This window comes from Leifsonia aquatica H1aii (genome assembly GCF_000633535.1).
GTDB lineage: Bacteria > Actinomycetota > Actinomycetes > Actinomycetales > Microbacteriaceae > Leifsonia > Leifsonia aquatica_A.
This window is the reverse complement of sequence record NZ_AYMR01000027.1, coordinates 1-22,591: the sequence shown is the minus strand read 5'-3', so window position 1 is coordinate 22,591 and position 22,591 is coordinate 1. Positions and strand designations below refer to the sequence as shown.

The window sequence follows — 22,591 nt, the reverse complement described above, 5'->3', positions numbered from 1 at the left end:
GGTCTTGGGTGCCGCCTGCCGGGGTCCCGGCGGCTGTTCAGGCCGCGCGACGGGACGGGCGCGGCGCGGCCCGCAGGGCGGACCGAGCCGGGGCGGCGTCCCGACCGGTGAGCACGCTGCCGGAGGTCAGCTGGGCGTCGCGCTCGATGCGTGCGCCGTTGCCGATCATCGTGTTCTCGCCGATCTTGGCGTTGCTGCCGATCTTGGCGTTGCTGCCGACCACCGTGCCCGCGCCGATGTGGACGTTCGCGCCCACGAAGGTGCGGTCGCCGATGGTGGCACCCCGGTCGATCCAGCTGCCCGCGCCGACATAGGCGTCGAGACCGACGCGAGCATCCGCCTCGATGTAGGCGGTCGGCTCGATGTACGCCGACTCCGCGACTCGCGCGGTGGGAGCCACCAGCCCCCGGCCGTTGGCGTGCCGCCGATACCTGATCACTGCGCCGGTCTCGTCCTCGAGCTCTTCGATCATCCGTGCCATCGTCTCCTCCTTCGAGATCGTCGCGTATCCGAACATCTGTACAACACCAGGGGACGCGAGAAGATTCCCTGATCGTCCCCGAGAACGGCCACCGTACGCCTGCGACCGCGTCGAGACCAGGGGATCAGGTGGGAGACAGCAGGGAGCCGGGTTCCGATCCGCTCGGAACCCGGCACCGGATCGGCGCGGCGGTCACTCCTCGGCTGCGACGACCTCCAGGAGGGCCTGGCCGTAGGCCTCCCGCTTCTTGGCCCCGATGCCGCTGATGCCGTCGAGGTCGCCGAGGCTCGCCGGACGGGCGGAGGCGACCGCGCGCAGGGTGGCGTCCCCGAAGACGATGTACGCGGGGACGCCCTGCGTCTTCGCCTCGCCGGCCCGCCAGGAGCGCAGGGCCTCGAACAACGGCAGGTCGGTGGGCGAGACATCGGCCGGGGCGACGCTGCGGGAGGAGCGGCTCGCGCGCTCGGGTCGCTCGGGCTCCCGGCGCAGGATGACCGGGCGCTCGCCCGCGAGGACGGCGGAACTCTCGGGCGTGAGGACGAGCACGCCGTACTCCCCCTCGGGCGCGAGCAGCTCCTGCGCGATCAGCTGGCGCACCACCCCGCGCCACTGGCTCTCGGAGAGATCGGCACCGATCCCCCAGGTGGCGAGGGCGTCGTGGCCGTACTGGTCGACCCGCGGCGTGCGCTTGCCGCGCAGGATGTCGACGAGATGACCGGCGCCGAAGCGTTGGTTGCGCTCGCGCGACAGGCGGACGACGGTCGAGAGCAGCTTCTGCGCGGGGACCGTCCCGTCCCAGCTCTCCGGCGGGGTGAGGCAGGTGTCGCAGTTGCCGCACGGCTCGGAGCGCTGACCGAAGTAGCCGAGCAGGTTCACCCGCCGGCACTGGACGGTCTCGCAGAGGGCGAGCATGGCGTCCAGGTGCTGGGTCAGGCGGCGCCGATGCGCGAGGTCGCCCGGGGAGTCGTCGATCATGCGGCGCTGCTGCACGACGTCCTGCAGGCCGTAGGCCAGCCAGGCGGTCGAGGGGAGGCCGTCGCGACCGGCACGGCCCGTCTCCTGGTAGTAGCCCTCGACCGACTTGGGCAGGTCGATGTGGGCGACGAACCGGACGTCGGGCTTGTCGATGCCCATGCCGAACGCGATGGTCGCGACGACGATCACGCCCTCCTCGCGCAGGAAGCGTGCCTGCGTGCGGGCCCGCAGCCCCGCGTCGAGACCGGCGTGGTAGGGCAGCGCGGTGAGGCCGCGGGCCGCGAGGAACTCGGCCGTGCGCTCGACCGAGTTGCGCGAGAGGGCGTAGACGATGCCGGCCTCGCCGGGGTGCTCGACCGTGATGAAGTCGAGCAGCTGCTTGCGCGCCTCCACCTTCGGCACGATGCGGTACTGGATGTTCGGCCGGTCGAAGTCGGCGACGAAGTGCTGGGCCTGCTCGAGCCGCAGCCGCGAGGTGATCTCGCGGTGGGTCGCATCGGTCGCGGTGGCCGTCAGAGCGATGCGCGGCACGTCGGGCCACCGGTCGGCCAGCTCGGACAACGCCAGGTAGTCGGGGCGGAAGTCGTGCCCCCACTGCGAGACGCAGTGGGCCTCGTCGATCGCGAAGAGCGCGATGCGCCCGCGCTCCAGGAACCGCTTGGTCGCCTCCGACGAGAGCCGCTCGGGAGCGACGTAGAGGATGTCGAGCGCTCCGGCGAGGTAGTCGCGCTCCACGGCCGCACGCTGCTGCGGATCCTGGGTGGAGTTGAGGAAGGCGGCCCGCACGCCGACGGCGATGAGGGCGTCGACCTGGTCCTGCATCAGGGCGATGAGCGGCGAGACGACGACACCGGTCCCCTCCCGCACCAGCGACGGGATCTGGTAGCAGAGGCTCTTGCCGCCACCGGTCGGCATCAGCACGACGGCGTCGCCGCCGGCGACCACCTGATCGATGATCTGCGCCTGCTGCCCGCGGAAGCTGTCGTACCCGAACACCGTGCGCAGAGCCTCGGCCGGAGTGTCGAACCGCGACGCGGTGACGGCCGGCGGTCGCGTCGGGGCGACCGAAGCGGTGCCGGGTGCGCGGCCGGTGGCCGGGACGCCGTCGGACGGCGCCGCGTCGAACGGCACGTCCGCATACGGGTCGTCGCCGAAGTCGGGCAGCGGCGGCTCCTCCTCCAGCGGAGGCGCGTCGCGATCGTCCGGCTCCCAGGCGTTCCAACTCATCCCCCGATCGTAACGACGACTCCTGACCGTCAGCCCGCCGGGCGGCGATCTGTGGACACTCGCCGCCCTCCACAGCCCTCCGGTACGATCGCGGCATGCGTCGGCTCATCGTCACCGAGTTCATGTCGCTCGACGGCGTCGTCGAGGCCCCCGGCGGCGAGCCGACCCACCCGCACAGCGGCTGGACCTTCCCCTTCGCCACCGATGCGTTGCAGGCGGCCAAGCTGCAGGAGGTGCGCGACGCCGGCTCCCTCCTGCTCGGTCGCCGCACCTACGAGCAGTTCGCCGAAGCCTGGCCACCGCGCGACGGCGAGTTCGCCGACCGCATGAACGGCCTGTCCAAGACCGTGGTCACCTCCCGCACCGACCCGCTGGAGTGGAACGCCACCCGGCTCGACGTCGGCGATACGGGAAGCGTGCGCGCCGCGGTCGCCGCTCTGAAGGACGACGCCGGGACGGGCGACATCCTCGTGGCGGGCAGCGCCTCCCTCGTCCGCGCGCTCGTGGTCTGGGGACTCGTCGACGAGCTGCGGCTGCTGACCTACCCGGTGCTCCTCGGCGGTGGCCGGCGGATCTTCCCCGACGACCGCGAGAAGTGGACGTTCGAGCTGGCAGAACTCGAACGGTTCGACAGCGGCGCCGTCCTCCACGTCTACCGTCTGGCCGGGAGCTGATGCCGGCCGTCGTCCTCGGCCTGCTCAGCGCTGTGGTCTACGGGTCCGCCGACTTCGTCGGCGGTGTGGCCGCCCGACGCATCGGAGCGCTCCGGGTGACCGCGGTCGGAGCCGTCAGCGGACTCGCCCTGCTGCTCATCGCGCTGCCCCTGGTCGGCGGCGGATGGACATCCCCAGCGCTCGGCTGGGGAGCGCTGTCCGGCGTCGTCGGGTCCGTCGCCGTCTTCCTCCTCTATGCGTGCCTCGCGATCGGGCCGATGAGCATCCTGTCGCCGCTGACCGCCGTCGTCTCGGCGATCGTGCCCCTCACCTGGGGCCTGGTCGGCGGGGACCGGTTCGCCCCGATCGGGTATGCGGCGCTCGCGGTGGCGCTGGTCGCGGTCGTGCTGGTCGGCTTCGTGCCGGAGCGCGGTGCCGTCCGTCCCAGCGGCCGGGCGCTGCTGATGGCGGTCGGCGCGGGCGTCTTCATCGGCGCGTTCCTCATCCTGCTCGACCAGACACCCGCCGACTCGGGAGTGGTGCCCCTGATCGCCAACCGCGCGGTCAACGGCGCGATCATGTGGACGCTGGTCGGCATCGTCCTGCTGCGGGCCCGGACGGGCGGCGGAGCCGGCCGCGACCGCTTCACCGCGTCGGGCACCGGACTGGCGGCGGTCGGCGGCGCGCTGGACGCGTCGGCCAACGTGCTCATCCTGATCGGACTCCGCGCGGGAGACCTCTCGACCATGTCGGTGCTCGTCGCCCTCTACCCGGCGGGGACGATCCTGCTCGCGGCCATCGTGCTGCGGGAGCGCATCGCCCCGGTCCAGTGGATCGGTCTGGCTCTCGCCGTGGGCGCGGCCGGCATGCTCGCCGCCGCCTGACCTGAGCGGCGTGCCGCCGCACATTCGGCACGAATGTCGACTCTCGCGTCGCCTTTCCCCACATTCGTGCCGAGTCTCGACGGGCGGCGGCGCGGGATACGGTGGAGGGATGGATCCCGAGACGCGCAGGCGCACGACCGAGCGGCTCCGTCTTCTGCACGCCCAGCGGGCGGCGCGTGATCGCCTCGACGAGGTGGCGGCCGTGATCCGGGATGCGGAGAGCGACGAGGAGGCGGCGGACGCGGTCGCCGCGCTGCTCGACTGCGATCCGATGTCGAGCTGGGGCGTCCTCACGATGCAGCTGCGCCGGCTCCGGACGCAGCCCGCCGATGTGCTCGCGCTCGAGGTCGCGGAGCTGGAGCAGAAGCTCCGCGACGCCGACGACGCGTCCCCGCTGCGGCCCCGCGACACCCTCGTGTCCCCGGAACACCGCTACTCCCTCGGCATCGACGACGCGTCCGGCGCGCCCTACGCCTCGTTCCCCGTCACCACCGGTGTCGCCGACTACGAGGAGTTCTACCTGCTCACCCGGGAGCAGCACGCGCGCTTCACGGCCGACCCCGCCGCCGCCCTCGCCTTCGTCGAGGAGGCCCGCCGCCGCGAGCACGACGACCTCCTGCTCCAGAAACCCGGACGGAACCGCGGCACCCCGATCTGACCCCAGGCGGACGACCGCCGACGACCGGCCGACGGCCCGCCGCCCGGTTCAGCGCAGCGGCACGACGCAGCCGGAGCTGGCCGATGAGTTCGCCGCCTCGACCACGCGCGTCAGCTCGAGAGCGTGACGCAGGTTGTCCTCGGCGACCGTGCCGTCGTGGATCCGGCCGACCCACTCGGCGAAGGCTCCGGGGAGGCCGTCGGGGACGGGGAGTTCCGTCCAGCCGGTCGCGGCGCCGTCGACGCCGTCCGCATCCCCCGCCGTCGACAGCAGCAGCCGCTCGCCGTCGTAGACGGCGCTCGCCGCCGTGCCGCGCAGCTCGATGGTGAAGGCGTGCGGCGTGGCCACGACGCTGGTCTCGAGCACGCCGATCGCGCCGCCCGGGAACCCCTCGACGACCACCGCGTGGTCCTCGACCGCGCGCCCCGTGATGCGCCCGTAGGTCGCGCTCACGGTGAGCGGATCCGCACGGTGGAACAGCCGGGTCAGATAGACGGGATGGCAGCCGAGGTCGATGAAGGCGCCGCCGAGCGCGGCCTCCGGATCCCCGAAGCGTTCGGGCAGCCACCCCGCCGCCCAACCGTCGTGCGCCAGACGGACGCGAGTCGAGGCCAGGGTGCCGAGCGTCCCGGCGTCGATCAGCCGCTCGATCGCGCGGGTGTAGCCGTCGTACAGCCGCGGCAGCGAGACCACGAGCGCGACCTGCGCCGCGGCCGCTGCGGAGATCAGCTCCTCCGCCTCGGCGACGGTCGCGGCCAGCACCTTCTCGGTGAAGACGTGCTTGCCCGCGGCGATCGCACGCAGGATCACGTCCCGGTGCCGGTTCGTCGCGGTGGTGATCGTCACTCCGTCGAGCTCCGGCCGGGCCAGCAGCTCGTCCAGGTCGGCGGCGAACTCGACGCCGTACGCGGCGGCGGCCTCCCGACCGCGGTCGCGGTCGTCGTCCCACACCGCGACGAGCCGGGTGCCGGGATGCTCCTGCGCCGCCGTGGCGTAGTCGCTCGCGTGCACATGCCAGAAGCCGATCGCTGCGATCGAGAGCGGGTCGGTCATGGGGCCTCCTTGCCGGTCGCGGTGGACACCCGGCCCACAGTACGCGAAAGCGCACCGGCCGCCCCGGGAGCCCCCGTCCGAGCGGATCCGGGCGCCGGGCCGGAAGACGGCACGGTCGGCCCCCGTCCGCGGGTATCGTGGGTCGCCGAGCAGGGAGGGCGCCGATGAGCACACCGCACGATCCGGCCGACGATCTGGAGAACCGCCGCGAGCATCTCGGCGACGTCAGCCAGGCGGTCCAGGACTTCGCGAGCGAGCAGGAGGGCTACCACAAGGGACTGTCCGCCCGGCAGCTGCAGATGATCGCCATCGGCGGCGCCATCGGCACGGGGCTGTTCCTCGGCGCGGGAGGCCGGCTCGAGCAGGGCGGACCGCTGCTGGTCTTCGTCTACGCGATCTGCGGGTTCTTCGCCTTCCTGGTTCTTCGCGCGCTCGGCGAGCTGGTGCTGCACCGGCCGTCGTCGGGCTCGTTCGTGTCGTACGCGCGCGAGTTCTTCGGCGAGAAGATGGCCTACGTCGCCGGCTGGATGTACTTCCTCAACTGGGCGATGACCGCGATCGTCGACTCCACGGCGATTGCGCTCTACGTGAAGTACTGGAGCCTGTTCACGGTGGTGCCGCAGTGGCTGCTCGCCCTCATCGCCCTGGTCGTCGTGGTCAGTCTGAATCTGATCTCGGTGAAGGTGTTCGGCGAGATGGAGTTCTGGTTCGCTCTGATCAAGGTCGGCGCCCTGGTGGCGTTCCTGGTCGTCGGGATCGTGGTGCTGGCCGCGGGCTGGCCGACCGATCTCGGTCCGACGGGGGTCGCGATGCTCGCTGAGAACGGCGGGTTCCTCCCCCACGGCGTGGCGACGATCGCGATGGCGATCGTGCTGGTGCAGGGCGTGGTCTTCGCCTACGCCGGCGTGGAGCTCGTCGGCATCGCGGCGGGCGAGACGGCGAATCCCGAGAAGATCATGCCGCGCGCCATCAACAGCGTCGTCTTCCGCATCGCCGTCTTCTACTGCGGCTCCGTGCTGCTGCTGGCCCTGCTCCTGCCCTCGAGCGCGTACAGCGCGAGCGAGAGCCCGTTCGTCACGTTCTTCAGCCACCTCGGCGGCCCGCAGCTGAGCGCGGTGATCGGCTCGGTGATGAACTTCGTCGTGCTGACCGCTGCGCTCTCCAGCCTGAACGCGGGCATGTACTCGACCGGCCGCATCCTGCACTCGATGGCGCAGACGGGTGCTGCCCCGGCGTTCACCGCGCGGATGAACGCGCGTGGCGTCCCCTACGGCGGCATCCTCCTCACCGCCGCGATCGGCGTGCTGGGCGTCTTCCTCAACCTGGTGGTGCCCAAGCAGGCGTTCGACATCGTGCTGAACGTCGCCGCCCTGGGCATCATCACGAGCTGGGCGATGATCATCCTGTGCCAGATGCAGCTGCGCCGCTGGTCGCTGCAGGGGCGCGTGGCCCGGCCGTCCTTCCGGCTCTTCGGCGCCCCGTTCACCGCGTACCTGACACTGGCGTTCCTCGCCGTCGTGCTCGTGCTGATGGCGTTCGACTACCCGACCGGCACCTGGACGGTCGCCTCGCTGGTCGTGATCATCCCGCTGCTGATCCTCGGGTGGTACCTGCAGCGCGGCCGGATCCTGGAGATCGCGCAGCAGCGGGAGGGCTACACGGGCGCCCACCCCGTGATCGCCGCCCGGCGGCGCCCGAAGCCCCCGCGCGACCGACGGTAGACCGTCTCGTCGCTCTCCCGCTCGGCTTGTAAGGCAAGGCTTGCCTCTCTAGGCTGAAGGCGACATGAAGAACATCAGCACCCGACTGCTCCTCACCTGCGCCGCCATCGGCGTGGCCGGCGGCATCGTCTTCTCGGTCTCCGCCTACGTCTCGGGGACGCTGGCCGCCGCGGCGCCGATGTTCTACGGAGCCGTGATCGGGGTGTACTTCCTGCCCGGTGTGATCGCGCAGGCGCTGCTGCGTCGCGGCGGCGTCGCGCTGATCACGTCGGTGATCGCCGGGCTCGTGTCCGTGCCGTTCCAGCCCATCGGCTTCGCCGCGGTCATGGCGGCCGGATCGATCGGTCTGCTGCAGGAGGTGCCGTTCGCGATCACCCTGTACCGGTACTGGAGGGCGTGGCTGTTCTACACGGCCGTCACCATCGCCGGTCTCATCTTCGGTGTCGGGGTCTTCATCGCGCAGGGAGCCGACCTCGCCCAGCCGTGGGTCCAGGTCGTCCACATCGGGTTGTTCGTCGTCAGCCCCATCCTCTTCACCTGGCTCGGCCGACTGGTCGCCGCCGGGCTCGACCGCACCGGCGCCGGGCGCGGACTCCAGCTGCCGATCGTGCGCCCGCGACGCGGCGACGCCGGGCCGCTGCCGATGATGGCCGCCTGAGCGCCGTGGCGGAGGGGCCGGCGCCCCTGCGGGCGCACGCGGTGCGCATCCGGCACGAGGGCGCCGCGGCGTGGACACCGGACGGGGTCGGGTTCTCGGTCGCCGCCGGGGAGGTCCTGCTGGTGCTGGGGCCGAGCGGCTGCGGCAAGTCGACACTGGCTCTCGCCCTCAACGGGCTCGTCCCGCACGCCGTCCCGGCCACCCTGGAGGGCACCGTGACCGTCGGCGGCGTGGACACCGCGGAGGCCCGGGTGGCGGAGCTCAGCGAGCACGTGGGCATGGTGTTCCAGGATCCAGACGCCCAGCTGGTGACCGCCACGGTGCTGGACGAGGTGTGCTTCGGGCCCGAGAACCGCCTGGTCCCCGCCGCGGAGGTGCTCGAGCGCGCCGAACGGGCGCTGCGCGCCGTCGGCCTCTGGGAGCGCCGGGCGGACGATCCGGACACGCTCTCGGGCGGCGGCAAGCAGCGGCTGGCGATCGCCTGCGCACTGGCCCTCGACTCCGGGCTGCTCGTCCTGGACGAGCCCACCGCCAACCTCGCCCCGGCAGGGGCCGAGGAGGTGTACCGGCTGCTGGGCGAGCTGATCGCGGCCGACTCCAGCCGGTCGGTCGTGCTGGTCGAGCACAACCTCGACACGGCGATGGGCATCGTCGACACCGTCCTGGTGCTCGACGGTGCGGGCCGGCCGGTCGCCCACGGCCCGGCGCGGGAGGTGCTCCGCACCCGGGCGGAGGAACTCGCGACGCTCGGCGTCTGGCTGCCGACCGCCACGCTCGCCGCGCTCCGGTTGCGACGGGCCGGGATCGCGATCGACCCGCTCCCGCTCGCCCCGGAGGAGCTCACGGCGGGGCTGGGCGCGATCGACCCCGCGGCAGTGGCGACGGCAGTCGGGACAGTGGTCGCGACGGCGGTCGACCGCACACCGGAACGCGCGGCGGCGGAGCCGGCGGATGGCCCATCCGGCGCACCCGCTGTCGCCGTCTCGCACCTGTCCCTGCGGCGTGGCCGGCGGCAGGTGCTGCACGACGTGTCGCTTCGGATCGCGCCCGGCGACTTCGTCGCGATCGTCGGGCCGAACGGCGCCGGCAAGAGCACGCTGGTCCAGGCGATCGCCGGTGTGCTGCGCCCACCTCGTGGCACGGTCTCGCTCGGCGGCCTCGATCCGGCCCGCGCCTCGGTCGCCGAGCTCGCGGCGACGGTCGGCTTCGTCTTCCAGAATCCCGAGCACCAGTTCGTCGTGCACACGGTGGCCGACGAACTCGCGTACGGACTTCGCCAGCGCCGCCGCCCCGAGAGGGAGATCGACGACAGGGTCGACCGGATGCTCGCGACGCTCGGCCTCGACGGCCAGCGCGACGCCCACCCCTTCCTCCTCTCGGGCGGACAGAAGCGGCGCCTCTCCGTCGGCACCGCGCTGATCGCCGGCGCCCCGCTGCTCGTGCTCGACGAGCCCACGTTCGGGCAGGACCGTGCCCGTGCCGCCGAACTCCTGGAACTGCTCTCGGCACTCAATGCCGCCGGCACGACCGTGGTGGTCGTCACCCACGACCTGGGCCTCGCCGCCGAGTACGCCTCGCATGTCGCGGTGATCGACGACGGCAGGGTGGCCGCCGTCGGCCCCACCACGGCCGTGCTCCGTGACGCCGGGCTCCTGGAGCGATCCGGCCTGCGTCAGCCGCCGCTCGTGCGAGCGCTGGCCGATCCGCGGATCCCGGCGGCGTTGCGCGGCACGACCCGGCTGCGGGACCTGCCGGGAGGCGCGCCGTGACCTTCCTCTCCGCCGACCCCTACGGCACCGGGACCCCGCCCGCGTGGCGCTTCCTGCATCATCTCAATCCGCTCGCGAAGGTGGCGGCCGTCGTGCCCGCCTGGGTCGCGCTGCTGTTCACCCGCGACGCGCTCACCCCCCTGGCGATGCTGCTGGTCGGCGTCGTCCTGCTCGTCCTCGGCGCCCGGTTGCGGCCCGCCGTGCTCGTCGGCCTGCTCGTGGGGATTCCCGTCGTCGTGCTGGTGATGGCCGTTAGCTTCGGCTTCTGGACCGACCCGTCGCGCGTCGTCGACCGCTCCGTGCTGTTCTCGATCGGCGCGTTCGACTACACGGCCGGCGCTCTGGCGGTGGGGCTCGCGACGTCCCTTCGGCTCACTGCGCTGGTCGTACTGGCGTTGGTCGGCGGCCTCACGACCACCGGTCCCGACCTCGCCCGTGCCCTCGTGGCCCAGCTGCGCGTCCCGTACCGGATCGGCTACACCGCGGTCGCCGCCTACCGGTTCGTGCCCCGCTTCGGAGCCGAGTTGACGCTGATCCGGCAGGCGCAGCGCGTGCGGGGGGTCGCGCCCGGCCGCGGACCGGTCGCGGGCTTCCGCCGGGCGTTCGCCGCGGTCGTGCCGCTGCTCGCGTCCAGCATCCGCCATGCCGACCGGATGGCGTTGGCGATGGAGTCGCGCGCGTTCGGCGCCCATCCCACGCGCACCGAGCGCACGCCGTCGCGGTGGCGCGTGCGCGACACCGTCTTCACGCTCGCCGGCTGGGCCGTGACGGCGGCGGTGTTCGTCCTCATTCCGCGCTGATCGCCGCCGGGCCGAGCGTCAGCGGGCACCGGCCGGTGTCGGCGGGACCGGCGCGCGTCAGCGACGCGAGGGCATCGTCACGGGGCGGACGGCGCCTCGTTGCCCGCCGACTCGTCCGTGATCACCAGGCCGGACGCCCGGCCTGCGGCCACGATCATGGACTCGATCCAGTCGCGATTGATGCTGATCGCGCGCGAGCCGCTGTAGTAGATGTGGATCGGCACCCCGTTGTCCACCCAGATCGCGTGCCGGCCGCTGCCGCGCTCGACCGGGAGCGGCCAGGAGAGGAAGAAGTTCTCCCCGCGCCGCAGCTTGGTGCTGATGACGATCTGGAGGTGGGTCAGGACCCGGTCGTCGATCTCGAAGCTCTCACCGTTGTACGAGAGGGTTCCCACTGTCAGCCTTTCACGGGCGCCGGGACGGGTGGGGGCGCCATCAGGAAGGATACCTCCCCCGGCGACGGCCCCCGGTCGGCGCGGTACAGTCGGAGGTGCGTTCCCCGCTCCCAGCCCCGGAGGTTACCCGCACCATGATCGTCAACCGGCTCACCGTCGATGGCAAAGACTACTTCCTGCCCGAGCCGGTGACCGAACTGCGGGCGAAGATCCTGGAGGCGGTGAAGGCCGGCGGCGGCTACGTCAACATCCCGCCGCTGCGCTCGGGGCCTGGTGTGGACATCCTGTTCTCCCCCGGAATGCCCGTGGTCTGGACGCAGCTCGACGTCGGCGGCGACGGCACCGAGGACGCGCCCATCGGGCAGACCGACGCCGATCTCGACAGTCTGTAGCGTTCCCAACCGCCTCAGGCGCGCGCGGCCTCGCGCAGCCACACGCCGAACCGCTCCTCGTCCACCGGCTCGGCGATGAGGTAGCCCTGCGCCCGATCGCAGCCGAGGCTCCGCAGCCGATCGAGCTGCCCGCGGGTCTCGACGCCCTCGCCGACCGTGCGCATCCCGCGCTCGCGGGCGAAGTCGATGACGGCCGCGAGGGAGACGTCGCCGTCGTCCGGGGCCACGAGCCGCCGGTCGAGCTTCAGCTCCGACGCGCGCAGGTCGACGACGCGCCGCGCCGACGAGTGCCCGGCGCCGAAGTCGTCGATCGACACCACGACTCCGATGGCACGCAGGCGGTCGAGACGCAGCGCGACCGTCTCGGGGTCGGCGATGACGGTCTCCTCCGTCACCTCCAGGGTGAGCCGCTGCGGGTCCAGGCCGGTGTCCCCCAGCTCCTCCTGCACCCCGCTGTAGAACTCCTCCGTCGCCAGCTGCGAGGGGGCGACGTTCACCGCGACGTCGAGCGACTGCCCCCGTCGCTGCCACGACATCGCCGCCCGGCAACCCGCGCGCAGCATCTGCCGGCCGAGGGAGTGGATGGCGCGCGTGCGCTCGGCGAGCGGGATGAACACCGCGGGCGGCACGAAGCCGAGCTCCGGGTGCCACCAGCGGCCGAGCAGCTCGGCCGCGACCACCCGGCCGGAGGCCACGGAGATCTGGGGCTGGAAGAACGGGACGATCTGCTCCGCCCCCACCGCCGCGTCCAGGTCGTCGACGAGGCGATCGAGCTCGCTGGTCCCATGGCTGTCCGGCATGACTGCGATGCTGGCCGATCCTGCGGCGCGAGTCAACGGGGGTTGCGTTCGGCGGGTTCGGGTGTATACACCGGATCGCGCCGCCCCTCTATCCCTCCCGCCCGCCATTCCGGCACGGGATAATGGGATCACCGACAGGACCACCCGGGCGTCGGGTCCACCCGAGGAGCTCCATGACCTTCGTCGCCTCCGACGGCGCAGCCACGACGAACGTGCTGCACCGCAACAACGTACGAGTGAGCGGCGCCACCACCGGCCGCCCCCTCGTCTTCGCGCACGGATTCGGGTGCAGCCAGGAGATGTGGCGCCTCGTCGCGCCGGCCTTCGAGGCCGACCACCCCGTCGTGCTCTTCGATCTCGTCGGCTCGGGCGGCTCCGATCTCTCCGCCTACGATCCCGGCAAGTACGATTCCCTGCACGGCTACGCCGACGACGTGATCGAGATCGCGGACGCCCTCGATCTGACCGATGCGGTCTTCGTCGGGCACTCGGTGAGCTCGATGATCGGCGTGCTCGCCGCGATCCGCCGACCCGACCTGTTCGGCGCGCTCGCCCTGGTGTCGCCGTCGCCGCGCTACGTCGACGACGACGGCTACCGCGGCGGCTTCACCCAGGAGGACATCGACGGGCTGCTCGACGCCCTCGACCGCAACTACCTGAACTGGTCGGAGACCCTCGCGCCGCAGATCATGGGCAATCCCGACCTGCCGGAGCTGGGCGTCGAGCTGACCGAGAGCTTCTGCCGGACCGACCCCGAGATCGCGCGGCAGTTCGCGCAGGTCACCTTCCTCTCGGACAACCGCCGAGATCTGGCCAAGGTCGCCGTGCCCGCGCTCGTCCTGCAGTGCTCGCAGGACATCATCGCGCCCATCGAGGTGGGCCGTCACGTGCACGAGAGCATCGCCGGGAGCACCTTCGTGCAGCTCGACGCCACCGGCCACTGCCCCCACCTGTCGTCCCCGCAGGAGGTCGTCGACGCCCTGCGGGCCTTCCTGCGATGACGGCGGACGACCCCGCCGCCCTCTACGACGCGGCGCCCTGCGGTCTGCTCACGACCGACGCCGACGGGCGGATCACCCACTCCAACGCAGCGCTGTCGGCGTGGACGGGGTACAGCCAGGACGCTCTCACCGGCCGCCTGTTCGCCGAACTGCTCGACCCGGGGAGCCGGATCTTCTACGAGACACGCCAGCTTCCGACGCTGCGGCTCGAGGGCGCCGTGCACGAGGTGGCGCTCACCGTGGTCACCGCCGATGGCACCCGGATGCCGGCCCTGATGAACTCCACGACCGTGACCGATGCCGGCGGCGCGATCGAGCGCATCGACATCGCCGTCTTCGACGCCTCGCGCCGCGAGGACTGGGAGCGCCAGCTCCTCACCGCCCGCCGGGCCGCGGAGGAGTCGGAGGAGCGCACCCGGATGCTGCAGGAGGCGTCGGCCGCGTTCGTCGGCTGCGAGACCGAACAGCAGCTGGCGGAGACGCTGGCCGAGAGCGTCCGCCGTGCCTTCTCCGCTGCGAGCGCCGCCGTGCACCTGGCGGGAGGCGATGGCTTCCTCCTAGCGGGGGGCACCGAGCCGATCGACCTGCACGCGCTGCTCGCGACCCGCACCCTGGACGAACGCCTCCTGCTGCTGCGCACCGACGAGGAGGAGGACGCCGCCCTCGCCGTGGCGCTCGACGAGGCCCGGGTGGCCGAGCTGACGATCATCCCCCTCATGGACGGCGACGCCGTCATCGGCGCGGTCACCTGCAGCTTCGGCCGGGCGCGCGGGGTGGACGGCATCCAGGCCGACCTCTCCTACGCTCTGGTCCGGCAGGCCGCGCAGGTGCTCCGCCGCATCCGGCTGCAGGCGCAGCTGGAGGCGTACGCCCTGCACGACCCGCTCACCGGGCTCGCGAACCGCACGCTTCTGCGGTCACGTCTGGCCGAGGCGCTCGCGACCGCGACCGCGGAGCGCACGCCGATCGCGATGATCTTCGTCGACCTCGACGGGTTCAAGGAGATCAACGACCTCTTCGACCACAGCACGGGGGACGCCGTGCTGCGCGAGGTCGCCTCGCGGCTGAACGGGACCATCCGTCAGGCCGACCTGGTGGGCCGGTTCGGCGGCGACGAGTTCCTGATCGTCTGCGAGGGCATCGACGAGGAGGCGGCGACCGTGATCGCGGAGCGGGCGAGGGAGGCGGTCCGGCGGCCACTGGCCGGTATCGCGGACGAGCGCTCGATCAGTGCCAGCATCGGCGTCGCGGTGTATCGTCCTGCCGGCCGGGAGCCGCTGTCGACCGCCGAGATCTTCCGGTTCGCCGACACGGCGATGTACCAGTCCAAGGACTCCGGCAAGGACCGGATCAGCGTCCTGACGATCTGACGCACGGAACCGTTCCACCCCCTTGACAGACCGCTCTGCTCCCGTACGTTGGTTAGTGCACTAACCGGACGGCAGGCCGGACCGGTCGAGCCGGGCGGCAGTACTGCATCCCCGGTTACGGCGGCGGCCCGGAGGCGGGGGTCTCACCGGGTCGCCGCCTCGCTCCCCCGGCCCCGTCCCTGGTCGGGGCGCGGCCGCACGCACCCGTGCTCGTCGCGGAGCAGCATGTGCACCGCCGCGCAGGTCGCAGAGGGCATGCGGCGCGCACGGCGACCGGGCTCGCCGAGCCGGGCGAGGATCCCCTCGGCAGCCGCGGGCGGCACGCGGACGAAGCGCAGGCCGACCGGGTCGAGCCCGGTGATCGTGATGGTGGAGAGACGCCAGGCCGCCCGGGCCGGGCCCTCCGGGTGCGGCAGGGCCGTGTCCGTCACGCGCACGGCGGCGTACCGGATCGGTCCGGCGCCGTCCACCGCCAGCAGCTCGACCGCCAGGCTCCGAGGTGCTCCGACACCCGGCGACGGCGCGGCGAGCGCCTGCCGCAAACGGTCGAGTTGCGCGTCGAGGCGCCGGATCGCGGAATCATCGGCCGCCTCCCCGGGCGCGCCGCGCTGCGCGTCGAGGTGGTGGTCGTCGTCGGTGGTGTCGATGCTCATGCGCGTCTCCTCGGCGGGGGTGCGAGGCGCCCTCGCGAGGGGCGAGCCGGAGCAGTACCGGCGCCTCATGCTTGAGAGACGCGGACCGCGCCCCGCGGTGACGGGGAAACGGCGGATCGGTCAGCGCGCGGGCGACGCGGGGTCGGGCCGGGCGATGCTCGCCGCCTGCTCCAGAGCGGGAAGGGCGGCGCGGAGGGCATCCACCTGCTCCGGGTCGAGCCCGTCGAGGATGCGCGCGACGGCGCGCGCCCGGTCGGACCGGGCCTCCAGCAGCAGCTCGATCCCCGCGTCGGTGCCGGAGACGAAGAAGGAGCGGCCGTCGTCCGGGTCCGGGGTGCGCTCCACCAGTCCGCGTGCCTCCAGCTCGGAGACCAGGCGGGTCACCGTCGGGGCGGCGACGCTCTCGACCGTGGCGACCTCGCTGGGGCGCAGCGGCCCGGTGCGGACGATCGTCGACAGGGCGGACAGCTGGCCGTGGCTGAGGCCGCCGGTCGCCGAGCGGATGCGGCGGTTGAGCCGTCCTGCGGCGAGCGCGAGCCGCCCGGCCACATCGTCGCGGCCGGGTTCGTGCGTCTCGTCACGCTCGGGCTGCACTCACATCCTCGCCTTCGTCGCTAGTGGATCGCTCGGACGCGATCCCCTCCCCATGAACATACTTGGCTCCGCCCGCGAACGAGGCGATGGCGCCGATGACGCTCATGATCGCCGCGGCGATGAAGACGATGACGAGGCCGTCGTGGAACGGTCCGGAGATCAGCTGGGGGAAGAACTCCTTGCCCGTCAGCGTGGCCGCATCCACGTGCGGACTGCTGAGCAGCCCGGTCGGTGCGAGGAGGCTCTGGATCGGGTTGTAGCCCAGGAAGGCGGCGAACAGGCTGCCGACCGGCGGGGTGTTGCCGATCTGCGCCGCCACGGTCTGCGGCACGCCGTGCGTCGTCAGCCCCTGGGTCAGCGCGGTCGGCAGTGCCACCGAGAGGCCGGCGATCATCAGGGAGAAGAAGATGCCGATCGAGAGGGAGCTGCCCGCGTTGAGCGCGGCTCCGGCCATGCCCGAGGCGGCGCCGCGCTCGTTCGGCGGCACGCTGTTCATGATCGCCGTGCGGTTCGGCGACGAGAAGAGTCCAGAGCCGATGCCGTTGAGACCGGTGAGCAGGGCGAACTGCCAGTACTCGAAGTTCACCGGGATCAGCAGCATCCCGACGAATGTGGCCGCGACGAGCAGCAGACCGACGGTGGCGAAACCGCGCGAACCGAACCGGTCCGAGAGGGCGCCCGAGATCGGCCCGGCGATGAGGAAGCCGATCGTGATCGGAAGCATGTAGATGCCGGCCCAGAGCGGCGTGGACTCGTAGCTGTACCCGTGCAGCGGCAACCAGATCCCCTGCAGCCAGATGATCAGCATGAACTGGAGGCCGCCGCGCCCGATGGCCGCCAGGAACCCGGCGAAGATCCCCGCCGAGAACGGCCGGATCCGGAACAGCCGCATGTCGAACATCGGCGCGGGCACCTTTAGCTCTACGAAGACGAACGCCGCCAGGAGCACGAGGCCGCCGATGATCGAGCCGAGCACCCACGGGTTGCCCCAGCCCTGGCTGCTGCCGCCGTAGGGCTGGATGCCGTAGGTGATGCCGGTCAGCAGGGCGATGAGTCCGACGCCGAAGGTCGCGTTGCCGAGCCAGTCGATCCTGCCCGGATTCTTCTGACCCACCTCGTGGAGCGACTTGATCGACCAGATCGTCCCGATGATGCCGAACGGCACCGACACGAAGAACACCATGCGCCAGTCGATCTCGGCGAGCACGCCGCCCAGGATGAGGCCGATGAACGATCCCGCGATGGCGGCCACCTGGTTGAGGCCCAGCGCGAAGCCGCGCTTGTTCGCCGGGAAGGCGTCGGTCAGGATGGCCGTCGAGTTGGCGAACAGCATCGCACCGCCGATGCCCTGCACGAAACGCCACGCGATCAGCCACATGGCCCCCGGCCCGCCGGTGAAGGGGTCGAGGCAGAGGGCGATGGCGGCGATCGTGAAGATCACGAAGCCCAGGTTGTAGATGCGCACGCGCCCGTACTGGTCGCCCATCCGGCCGAACATCACGACGAGCACCGCGGTGACGAGCATGTAGCCCATCAGCATCCAGAGGAGGTAGGAGACGTTGCCCGGCTCGAGCGGGTTCAGCTTGATGCCGGTGAAGATCGCGGGCAGCGAGATGATGACGATCGACGAATTGATCGTCGCCATGAGCATGCCGAGCGTGGTGTTCGAGAGCGCCACCCACTTGTAGTGCGGGTGGTCTTTGGTGAAGATGCCGGTGCGGGCCACGGGGTTTTCCTGACGAGACGATAGTTGATTTATATGCATTAACTATATATCCGCCCGACTCTCACACCGCCGAAGTTCACGAAGTGGTCACCATTCGGCGCGAATGGGCGCAACGACGTGAACCTCGACGGTCGTCAGGGGGTGGTCGGCGCCTCGGGTTGGGGGCTGCCGACGACGGCGGCGATCGTCCACGACCGGTGGCGCTGGTCCCAGTACATCCACCAGCTGCACGAGCCGGCGCGGGGCACGGTGTACGCGGGCTGACCGCTGGCGACGACGAGGACCGCCTGCGGTCCGTCGCCGTCGCTCAGGTGCGCGGGATGGCCCGCTCCCTGCTGCCCGAGGCACTCGGCCATGATCTCGTCGACGTCCACCGACGGCGATCCCGGCACCAGCCGGTCCACGGCCTGTCGATCGCCGGCCTCGAGGGCCCGCAGCAGCGCGGGGACCGCCCGCGCCGCGCTCCCCGACGGAGGCGCTCCGCCGCTCTCGACCACGCCATCGTCACCCGCGCTGAAGCCGAGGTGGATGAGATAGCCGGCCCCGGACAGGGCGACCACGGCGAGGCCGATCGAGACGGCGATCGGAAACCGGCGCGCACCGTCCGGCCGCGGCCGCCGGCTCACGGGCGCTTCCCCCTGTCGTGCATACCAGCACCCTAAGCATCGAGGCCGGGAGTCCCCTCCCGATTCCGGATGCCTGGCATTCCGATCCGTCGAGGTTCACGTTGTGGTCGTCATTCCGGCGGAATGAGCGCAACGACGTGAACCTCGACGGAGGGGGCGCCGGGACGGCGGGCGGTCAGACGAAGGCGGGCTCGTCCGCGGCGTCGGCCGCGTTCTCGGCGGCGATCGCCGCAGCGCGCTTCGGGGCGGCGAACCGCTTGAGGGCCACGACGACCAGTGCGGTGACGACCGTCCCCGCGGCGAGCGCCAGGAGGAATCCCCAGATCGGGTCGATGGCGAAGAAGACGAACACTCCGCCGTGCGGGGCGCGGGACTCGACGCCGAACGCCATCGCCAGACCGCCGGCGACCGCGCCGCCCACCAGGTTCGCCGGGATCACGCGCAGCGGGTCGGCGGCCGCGAAGGGGATGGCGCCCTCGGAGATGAAGGAGGCCCCGAGCAGCCAGGCAGCCGCGCCGTTCTCCCGCTCGACCTGGGTGAAGCCGCGCCGGTAGAGCACGGTGGAGGCGAGCGCCATGCCGAGCGGCGGCACCATCCCGGCGATCATGACGGCCGCCATGATCTGGAAACTGGCATCCGTCTGCTGCGCGAGCCCGGCGACCGCGAAGGCATAGGCGACCTTGTTGACCGGACCGCCGAGGTCGAAGCACATCATCAGGCCGAGGATCACGCCGAGCACGATGGCTCCCGCACCGCTCAGGCCGTTCAGGAACCCGGTGAGCTGCGTCATGAGCCAGGCGATCGGCGCCCCGAGGATCAGGAGCATCAACCCGGAGGCGATGATCGAAGCGCCGAGCGGGATGATCACGACCGGCATCAGGCCGCGCAGCCAGCGCGGCACCGCGGGCCGACCGATGAGCCACGCGGCGAATCCGGCGAGGAGACCGCCGATCAGGCCACCGAGGAAGCCGGCGTTCATGAAGACTGCGATCGCACCGGCGACGAAACCGGGCGCGATGCCGGGGCGGTCGGCGATGGCGAACGCGATGTAGCCGGCGAGCGCGGGCACCAGGAAGCCGAGGCTCACACTCCCGATCTCGAACGCGATCGCGCCCAGGTAGTAGCCGAGACCCTCGGGCGGCAGGTTCCAGATGGCGTAGTGCTGCAGCGTGTACACCGCGTTGTTCACGCCGTCGGTGCCATGCGCGAGCGCGATGCCGTACCCGCCCAGGAAGGGCAGGAAGCTGATGGCGATGAGGAGGCCGCCGCCGGCGACGAACGGGATCATGTAGCTGACGCCGGTGAGCAGGATGCGCTGGATCTTGCGCCCCCACGACGCGTCCTGCGGCGCGGCTGCCTGCGCGGATCCGGTGCTCGCGGAGACGCGCGCGCCGTTCGGGTCCGCCGCGACGGCGACCGCCTCCGCGATCAGCTCGCGCGGCTTCTCGATGCCGCTCTTCACGCCGGTGCGCACGACGGGCTTTCCGGCGAACCGGGCCTCCTCGCGCACGTCCACGTCGTTGGCGAAGATGACCGCGTCTGCCGCGTCGATGACGCTCTGCGGCAGGGCCTGGTAGCCGCTCGATCCCTGCGGCTCGACGACGAGGTCGATGCCGGCGCTCTTCCCGGCCGCGGTCAGGGCGTCCGCCGCCATGAAGGTGTGGGCGATGCCGGTGGCGCAGGAGGTGACGGCGACGATGCGGGCGGGGCGGCCGTCGACGAGGAGGCCCGGCGGGGTGGCCGCTCCGGACGTCGGGGCCTCGGAGTCGGCCGGTGCGGGCTCAGCTGCGGCCCCGGCCTCGGACTCGCCGATCGCCTCGTCCACGAGCGCGACGACCTCCTCCGCCGACGTCGCCGCGCGCAGGCCCGCGGTGAACTCGTCGAGCATCAGGCTCCTGGCGAGCTTCGAGAGCACGGCCAGGTGCGCCTCGGCAGCGTCCGCGGGGGCGGCGATGAGGAAGACGAGGTCGGCAGGCCCGTCGGTCGCACCGAAGTCGACGCCCGGCTTCAGCCGCGCGAACGCGAGCGAGGGCACGGTCACCGCGGCGCTCTTCGCGTGCGGGATGGCGATGCCGCCGGGCAGGCCGGTCTCGTCCTTCTGCTCGCGCGCCCAGGCGTCCTCGAACAGGGCGTCGGCGTCGGTCGCGCGGCCCTCGGCGACGACGCGGCCGGCGAGCTCGCGGATGACGGCGCTCTTGTCGGCGCCGACCGCGAGGTCGAGCCCGACGAGCCGGGGAGTGATGGTCTTCGATGACACAGGTGCCTCCAGGGTGGATCGGATGTCGTGGTTCAGGGCTGGAGCGCGGCGACGCGGATGTCGTCGCCGGGCAGATCGGTGGGGCGGGGCGGCTGGGTGCCCGGCAGGGTCGCGGCGGCGGAGCCGTAGCGGATCGCGCTCACCAGCCGGTCCGCCGGGGGCGCGCCCGCGACATCGGCGAGCAGGTAGCCCGCCAGCGCGCTGTCGCCTGCGCCGACCGTGCTCCGTACGTGGATGCGGGGCGCCTCCGCCGCGTACGCGCCGTCGGCGGTGACGAGCACCGAGCCACGGGCGCCCAGCGTGACGAGCGCCGCGCCGACGCGGTCCGGGACGAGCGTGCGCGCGACCTCGGACACCGCCTGCGGCAGATCATCGTCGTCGAAGGCGACCCCCGCCAGGTCGGCGAGCTCGTCCTCGTTGGGCTTGATGAGGTCGGGATGCGCCTGGAGCGCGGCGGCCCGCAGCGCCTCCCCCGAGCTGTCGACGGCGACCTTCGGCGCCGCCTCCCGCCACCGCTCGCGCACGGCGTGGACGACGGTGACGTAGAAGTCGTCCGGCGCGCCCGGCGGCAGCGACCCGGCGAGGACCAGCCAGCGCGCGCCGGCACAGGCCTCGACGACGGCCGCGACCAGCGCAGCGGCATCCGCCGGCTCGAGCACGGCGCCGGGCAGGTTCAGCTTGGTGGTGACCCCGGACGGGTCGGTGATGGTGAGGTTTGCGCGGGCGTGCCCACGGATCGGGACGCGGCGCGTCGGCACGCCGGTGGCCTGCAGCGCCACTCCGAAGGGATCGTCCGCCGCGAGCGGGAGCACCGCGAGCGCCGGGATGCCCGCGGTCGCCACGACTCGCGCGACGTTTATGCCCTTCCCGCCCGCATCCTCCCGCGCGGCGACGGCTCCCTGCACCGCGCCGGGCTGGAGCGGTGCGCCGAGGGTGACCGCCCGGTCGAGGGACGGGTTGGCCGTGAGCGTGACGATCATGCCGTCCACACCTCGACGTCGGCATCGGCGAGCGCCGCAGCGAGCTCCCCCTCCGGTGCCCGGTCCGTGACCAGGAGGTCGACGGCGGTCAGCCCGGCGAACGAGACCAGCGACTCCTGCTGGAACTTGCTGGAGTCGGCGACGACGACCACGCGTCGGGCCGCCCGCACGATGGCCTCCTTGACCGCGGCCTCCTCGGGGTCGGGCGTGCTCAGGCCGAACCCGGCCGAGACGCCGTTGGTCCCGACGAAGACGATGTCCGGGCGGAGGGACTGGATCGAGCGCACGGTGGCGGCTCCCACCGCCGCGGCGGTGACCCCGCGGATGCGCCCGCCGACGACAGTGAGCGCCACGCCGTCCGCTCCAGCGAGCGCCGGGGCGAGCGTCAGGGAGTGGGTCACCACCTCGGTCTCGCCGCGGGTCTCGGACAGGCGCGCGGGGAGGAGGCCCGCGACGGCGGCCGTCGTGGTGCCGGCGTCGAAGTAGAGGGATCCGCGGAACCGGTCGCCCAGCACGTCGAGGGCGCGGGCGGCGATCCGCTGCTTGGTGTCGGCGTGGAGCGTCGCGCGCTCGCCGACGCTGGCCTCCGCGGTGCTCCCCCGCCCGACCGCGACGGCGCCGCCGTGCACCCGCCGCAGCGCGCCGGCCAGCTCGAGCGCGTCCAGGTCGCGGCGCACGGTCTCGGTGGTGACGCCGAAACGCACCGAGAGGTCGACGACCGCGACGCGGCCCTCATCGAGCAGAAGACGCTCGATCAGTCCCTGACGCTCCGTTGCATACACGTGGTGACCCCTCCGTTGGTTTCCCACAATTTACAACAGGAACCAACAGAGAGCAACATTCGATTGTGTTGCTTTCAGGGCGCCGCCCTCCGAACCCACGAGTCTGCCCGCCCGAGGTTCACGTCGTTGCCCCCAT

Annotated in this window: 22 protein-coding genes; 10 read left to right on the top strand and 12 right to left on the bottom strand. The window is 72.2% G+C overall.

Going from position 1 to position 22,591, the window contains the following annotated elements:
• Positions 1-37: 37 nt before the first annotated feature.
• Together U870_RS0119505 and recQ are read right to left on the bottom strand one after the other, a co-directional pair.
• Positions 38-481, bottom strand: a complete 444-nt coding sequence (locus U870_RS0119505; protein ID WP_025159054.1) for a DapH/DapD/GlmU-related protein — start codon at positions 479-481, stop codon at positions 38-40.
• Between the two features lie 192 nt (positions 482-673).
• Positions 674-2,683, bottom strand: coding sequence for a DNA helicase RecQ (recQ, locus tag U870_RS0119500; RefSeq protein ID WP_025159053.1), 2,010 nt, complete (start codon positions 2,681-2,683; stop codon positions 674-676).
• A 95-nt stretch (positions 2,684-2,778) separates the two neighbouring features.
• On the opposite strand from recQ, the gene U870_RS0119495 reads away from it, so the two are divergent.
• The 3 genes from U870_RS0119495 to U870_RS24695 all read left to right on the top strand — a co-directional run bounded on the left by U870_RS0119495 (position 2,779) and on the right by U870_RS24695 (position 4,878).
• Positions 2,779-3,357 (top strand): dihydrofolate reductase family protein, encoded by a 579-nt coding sequence (locus tag U870_RS0119495; protein WP_025159052.1) that lies wholly within the window; start codon positions 2,779-2,781, stop codon positions 3,355-3,357.
• Entirely contained in the window at positions 3,357-4,220 is an 864-nt protein-coding gene (locus U870_RS0119490; protein WP_025159051.1) for an EamA family transporter, read from the top strand. The genes U870_RS0119495 and U870_RS0119490 overlap by 1 nt, the downstream gene beginning before the upstream one ends.
• Before the next feature lie 109 nt (positions 4,221-4,329).
• Entirely contained in the window at positions 4,330-4,878 is a 549-nt protein-coding gene (locus U870_RS24695) for a hypothetical protein (protein ID WP_205288797.1), read from the top strand.
• 48 nt (positions 4,879-4,926) lie between these two features.
• Here U870_RS24695 and U870_RS0119480 read toward each other — a convergent pair whose 3' ends face one another.
• Entirely contained in the window at positions 4,927-5,931 is a 1,005-nt protein-coding gene (locus U870_RS0119480) for a Gfo/Idh/MocA family protein (protein WP_025159049.1), read from the bottom strand.
• Positions 5,932-6,095: 164 nt separating this feature from the next.
• On the opposite strand from U870_RS0119480, the gene U870_RS0119475 reads away from it, so the two are divergent.
• From U870_RS0119475 to U870_RS0119460, 4 genes are all read left to right on the top strand, one after another.
• Positions 6,096-7,652: an amino acid permease gene (locus U870_RS0119475; RefSeq protein WP_025159048.1), complete on the top strand. Its 1,557-nt coding sequence runs from the start codon at positions 6,096-6,098 to the stop codon at positions 7,650-7,652.
• 64 nt (positions 7,653-7,716) lie between these two features.
• On the top strand, positions 7,717-8,310 hold the full coding sequence (locus U870_RS0119470) for an ECF transporter S component (protein ID WP_025159047.1): 594 nt from the start codon (positions 7,717-7,719) through the stop codon (positions 8,308-8,310).
• A 5-nt stretch (positions 8,311-8,315) separates the two neighbouring features.
• The gene (locus U870_RS0119465) at positions 8,316-10,079 is read left to right on the top strand and encodes an ABC transporter ATP-binding protein (protein WP_025159046.1); all 1,764 of its coding nucleotides are present in this window, start codon (positions 8,316-8,318) and stop codon (positions 10,077-10,079) included.
• Positions 10,076-10,879 carry an energy-coupling factor transporter transmembrane component T family protein gene (locus tag U870_RS0119460; RefSeq protein ID WP_025159045.1) on the top strand — a complete coding sequence of 268 codons (804 nt, stop codon included), beginning with the start codon at positions 10,076-10,078 and terminating at the stop codon, positions 10,877-10,879. The genes U870_RS0119465 and U870_RS0119460 overlap by 4 nt, the downstream gene beginning before the upstream one ends.
• Before the next feature lie 77 nt (positions 10,880-10,956).
• Here the strand turns inward: U870_RS0119460 and U870_RS0119455 are convergent, their stop codons facing one another.
• Positions 10,957-11,274: a hypothetical protein gene (locus U870_RS0119455; protein ID WP_025159044.1), complete on the bottom strand. Its 318-nt coding sequence runs from the start codon at positions 11,272-11,274 to the stop codon at positions 10,957-10,959.
• Positions 11,275-11,408: 134 nt separating this feature from the next.
• On the opposite strand from U870_RS0119455, the gene U870_RS0119450 reads away from it, so the two are divergent.
• Entirely contained in the window at positions 11,409-11,666 is a 258-nt protein-coding gene (locus tag U870_RS0119450; protein WP_025159043.1) for a hypothetical protein, read from the top strand.
• A 14-nt stretch (positions 11,667-11,680) separates the two neighbouring features.
• Here the strand turns inward: U870_RS0119450 and U870_RS0119445 are convergent, their stop codons facing one another.
• Positions 11,681-12,466, bottom strand: a complete 786-nt coding sequence (locus tag U870_RS0119445; protein ID WP_025159042.1) for an EAL domain-containing protein — start codon at positions 12,464-12,466, stop codon at positions 11,681-11,683.
• 173 nt (positions 12,467-12,639) lie between these two features.
• Between U870_RS0119445 and U870_RS0119440 the strand changes: the two genes are divergently transcribed.
• Together U870_RS0119440 and U870_RS0119435 are read left to right on the top strand one after the other, a co-directional pair.
• Positions 12,640-13,467, top strand: a complete 828-nt coding sequence (locus tag U870_RS0119440) for an alpha/beta fold hydrolase (RefSeq protein ID WP_025159041.1) — start codon at positions 12,640-12,642, stop codon at positions 13,465-13,467.
• Positions 13,464-14,837, top strand: coding sequence for a sensor domain-containing protein (locus tag U870_RS0119435; protein ID WP_025159040.1), 1,374 nt, complete (start codon positions 13,464-13,466; stop codon positions 14,835-14,837). The genes U870_RS0119440 and U870_RS0119435 overlap by 4 nt, the downstream gene beginning before the upstream one ends.
• 143 nt (positions 14,838-14,980) lie before the next feature.
• On the opposite strand, the gene U870_RS0119430 is transcribed toward U870_RS0119435, so the two are convergent.
• From U870_RS0119430 to U870_RS0119400, 7 genes are all read right to left on the bottom strand, one after another.
• On the bottom strand, positions 14,981-15,490 hold the full coding sequence (locus U870_RS0119430; RefSeq protein WP_025159039.1) for a hypothetical protein: 510 nt from the start codon (positions 15,488-15,490) through the stop codon (positions 14,981-14,983).
• A gap of 120 nt (positions 15,491-15,610) precedes the next feature.
• Entirely contained in the window at positions 15,611-16,084 is a 474-nt protein-coding gene (locus tag U870_RS0119425; RefSeq protein ID WP_025159038.1) for a MarR family winged helix-turn-helix transcriptional regulator, read from the bottom strand.
• Entirely contained in the window at positions 16,068-17,810 is a 1,743-nt protein-coding gene (locus U870_RS0119420) for an MFS transporter (protein ID WP_025159037.1), read from the bottom strand. Before U870_RS0119420 ends, U870_RS0119425 begins: the two co-directional genes overlap by 17 nt.
• Positions 17,811-17,944: 134 nt before the next feature.
• A complete protein-coding gene (locus U870_RS0119415; RefSeq protein WP_025159036.1) occupies positions 17,945-18,436 on the bottom strand; it encodes a hypothetical protein in 492 nt (163 codons plus the stop codon).
• Between the two features lie 175 nt (positions 18,437-18,611).
• The gene (locus U870_RS0119410) at positions 18,612-20,693 is read right to left on the bottom strand and encodes a PTS fructose transporter subunit IIABC (protein ID WP_025159035.1); all 2,082 of its coding nucleotides are present in this window, start codon (positions 20,691-20,693) and stop codon (positions 18,612-18,614) included.
• Between the two features lie 32 nt (positions 20,694-20,725).
• Positions 20,726-21,673 carry a 1-phosphofructokinase family hexose kinase gene (locus tag U870_RS0119405; RefSeq protein WP_025159034.1) on the bottom strand — a complete coding sequence of 316 codons (948 nt, stop codon included), beginning with the start codon at positions 21,671-21,673 and terminating at the stop codon, positions 20,726-20,728.
• On the bottom strand, positions 21,670-22,455 hold the full coding sequence (locus tag U870_RS0119400; RefSeq protein ID WP_025159033.1) for a DeoR/GlpR family DNA-binding transcription regulator: 786 nt from the start codon (positions 22,453-22,455) through the stop codon (positions 21,670-21,672). The genes U870_RS0119405 and U870_RS0119400 overlap by 4 nt, the downstream gene beginning before the upstream one ends.
• Positions 22,456-22,591: the final 136 nt, after the last annotated feature.